General features: G+C 46.5%; 5 protein-coding genes. 1 reads left to right on the plus strand and 4 read right to left on the minus strand.

Going from position 1 to position 2,619, the window contains the following annotated elements; all coding sequences use genetic code 11:
- Window positions 1-50: 50 nt before the first annotated feature.
- Genes QQJ87_RS14120 through QQJ87_RS14130 form a run of 3 tightly spaced genes read right to left on the minus strand, consistent with a single transcriptional unit; the run spans window position 51 to window position 1,795 of the window.
- Window positions 51-419 carry an Hcp family type VI secretion system effector gene (locus QQJ87_RS14120; protein WP_284282530.1) on the minus strand — a complete coding sequence of 123 codons (369 nt, stop codon included), beginning with the start codon at window positions 417-419 and terminating at the stop codon, window positions 51-53.
- 21 nt (window positions 420-440) lie between these two features.
- Window positions 441-1,217, minus strand: coding sequence for a hypothetical protein (locus QQJ87_RS14125; RefSeq protein ID WP_284282531.1), 777 nt, complete (start codon window positions 1,215-1,217; stop codon window positions 441-443).
- Entirely contained in the window at window positions 1,214-1,795 is a 582-nt protein-coding gene (locus QQJ87_RS14130; RefSeq protein ID WP_284282532.1) for a lysozyme family protein, read from the minus strand. The genes QQJ87_RS14125 and QQJ87_RS14130 overlap by 4 nt, the downstream gene beginning before the upstream one ends.
- 119 nt (window positions 1,796-1,914) lie before the next feature.
- On the opposite strand from QQJ87_RS14130, the gene QQJ87_RS14135 reads away from it, so the two are divergent.
- Window positions 1,915-2,457: a Pycsar system effector family protein gene (locus QQJ87_RS14135; protein ID WP_284282533.1), complete on the plus strand. Its 543-nt coding sequence runs from the start codon at window positions 1,915-1,917 to the stop codon at window positions 2,455-2,457.
- An 86-nt stretch (window positions 2,458-2,543) separates the two neighbouring features.
- Here QQJ87_RS14135 and QQJ87_RS14710 read toward each other — a convergent pair whose 3' ends face one another.
- Window positions 2,544-2,612 carry an MFS transporter small subunit gene (locus tag QQJ87_RS14710; RefSeq protein WP_431310096.1) on the minus strand — a complete coding sequence of 23 codons (69 nt, stop codon included), beginning with the start codon at window positions 2,610-2,612 and terminating at the stop codon, window positions 2,544-2,546.
- Window positions 2,613-2,619: the final 7 nt, after the last annotated feature.

Below are 2,619 nucleotides of genomic sequence, written 5' to 3' on the forward strand. Positions count from 1 at the left end.
TCGGTCATTTCCTCGAAAGAGGTTAATTGGCCGAATGCACTTACACAAATTTATTTACAGCCTCCTTTGTCCGCCGATGAACCATCGGCCAGGTGGCTGTTGATGCCACTCACGATGACGTTTTTCAAAGTCAATTTCCAATACTCAAGCGGAGCGGTTGAACCCGCCTTTCTTTTGATAATAATGGCCGAGTCGTAACAGGTTCCAACACAGGCCTGCGCACGCAGAACTGGTGATGCTTTGTCAATTGACTTGGTAATCCTCACTTCTTTCACGTTGCTCCTGCCGTTGCAACCAAGGCTTCCCCGATCAATCTGAACGCTCTGCTCAATATTCCAGGTCAAGTCGTCAATGTGAATTGCATTTTTATGCACTGCATCAACAGATTCACCGCTTATCCCGGTAATTTTCATCAACATGTCAGATTTCATAATTTCTCCTTAATCAGTGGCGGCACCGGGCACCGGGTAATGCTTTGCGATGGTGATTCTTTGGCCCTTGATCCTGGTCAATGCGAACAATTCAACGGTGTGCCAGGTGCCCTCGTCCAGAAACAGTTCCGAAGTGACCAACACGTCTTGATAACCATCCCCATTGACATCGGCATAACCCAATATCCGCAAACGCTGATAGACTCCATTGCCTTGAATTTCGGTGGTTAAAGCGTCCCTTTTCAACACCTTTTTAATACCAAAAAAAGTCGGGAAATTTTTGGATGTCTGCATGTAACTCTCGCCCTTGTCATGCTCGACTGCATCAGACTCGTCATTGCTGAACATTGGGAGCATTTCATTGGTGAGGTCGCTTAACGTAGACTCGTCAATCGAAAAGTTCTGCAGAAGATCGTACTTGGCAGGTTTTGCACGGAGGATTTCGTCCATTGTGGTGCAACTGGCAAAATTGTACAGATATGAGTACCAGTCACCAGTGTCTGGCATTTTCTTGCGTTTCAGATAATCAAAAAGGGCAGGACATGACCGTATTGTCTTTTCCCTTCTCAATTTCTTGTTTCTAAAATCTATTGGATAAAGCCACTTCTTTTGAAATCCCGCTTGCACCTTGGCTATATCCGTAGATGGATCAATGATGTCAGGCTTTGGACTATCAATATCCAGTAGGGAAAAAGACCATTTCTTGTTCACCTCAGCGCTTTGGGCAATTGCGCTGGCGCTGATATGCAATGAAAGTACAAGTAAGCAGATGAAATTTCTTTTCATTTGGCCATATCCAACAATTCTTGATTCATCAAAAGGTCTTTTACATACTGATTTCTCGATTCTCGAATAGGCCATTTCCTATGACTTTCGTCAGCAGCTGCACGCCAGTTTCCTTTCCTGATTGCTTCTATGAATTTGGGATATCCAATCTTTAATTTGTTAACACCCCCGTTGTATGCCATGTCAAACAGAACCAAACGTATATTGCTCGGATAATTGTCAAACCCGTGAAAGAGCAATTTCAATTGTCTATCAATGTCTTGTAAATTTGCGTCCATCAAGTTTGCCATCGTGTCCTCAGAAATATGGATATTGGTTAATTTCTGATAGGAAATTGCCTTGTAGTTGGGTAGGAAGGAGTTTTTTAAAAACTCATATTGACGCCTGATTTCCACTTTTGGAACCGGCTTTCCCGCCTTGTCCAAAAACGGAATCTGCTGTGCATCTTCCGCACTGAAAATCTGATGACCAATACCCACCGTTACCAGACCCTTGGTGTCGAGATACATGAAGTTCAGCGGCGCTTCAAATTCGATCAATTTTCGAACAATTTGACGTCGCTCTTGTGCGGTAATCATGAGAAATCGAACGCATATCCATGGGGACTTGTGACCCTACGCAAAGAAATTGAGTTAGGCAAACGGGTGATCCGTTGTGATAGCATATTCGCCATGCTGACCTTGAAAAGAACAAGAACATGGCCCCTGTCACCACCGGCAGTACGAGCACCGACCGCGATGTCATTTACGCACTTCGCACCACCCACCAATACCAAACCAATCTAATCAACCTGGCCGATCACAAGGCCAACATTCTGATCGGGCTTTCGCTGGTGACCTTTTCAATTTTGCTGACCAAGGCCACCTGGATACTTGAACAGGAAGGCATGCGCCTCAGCGCCATCACCACGTTTGCCGCCATCCAATTGGCCACGGTGCTGACTGCAATCTGGGTGGTTTTGCCAAAGCTGACTGGCGTGCAAAAATTCGCCAGCTTGCAAGATGCGCCCAACCCCATGTTTTTCGGATTTTTCACGCAGTTCAGCCAAAGCGAATTCAGCGATTACGCGGCCTCGGTTTTGCAACATGACCAGCACGCCCGTGCCCTTCTGATTCGCGACATTTACCAGATCGGGCATATTCTGAGGCGAAAATACAAAGGCTTGCGTATCGCCTACCTCTTGCAAAGCGTTTCGCTGGTCATTCTGTTCGGCGCGGTCCTGTCGCAGTTCATTCGTTGAACAAACACTGAGGAATTGAAAAAGCCAAGCGCATCTGCGAGATACGCTTGGCTCTATCCAAGGAAATGGACTTCAGACCGAGGTGGTTAGAAGAACTTGCCTGCACTCAGCAGGGTGCGGTAAACACCCCAAGCCAGCGGTAGACCCACAGCCAGCCATGCC

Origin of the sequence: Limnobacter litoralis (assembly GCF_030160455.1) — a bacterium.
GTDB lineage: Bacteria > Pseudomonadota > Gammaproteobacteria > Burkholderiales > Burkholderiaceae_B > Limnobacter > Limnobacter litoralis.

Bases quoted from the DNA above. Each gene is read 5' to 3' on its own strand.
- QQJ87_RS14130 (WP_284282532.1), bottom strand. From the start codon at position 1,795: ATGATTACCGCACAAGAGCGACGTCAAATTGTTCGAAAATTGATCGAA.
- QQJ87_RS14120 (WP_284282530.1), bottom strand. From the start codon at position 419: ATGTTGATGAAAATTACCGGGATAAGCGGTGAATCTGTTGATGCAGTG.
- QQJ87_RS14135 (WP_284282533.1), top strand. From the start codon at position 1,915: ATGGCCCCTGTCACCACCGGCAGTACGAGCACCGACCGCGATGTCATT.
- QQJ87_RS14125 (WP_284282531.1), bottom strand. From the start codon at position 1,217: ATGAAAAGAAATTTCATCTGCTTACTTGTACTTTCATTGCATATCAGC.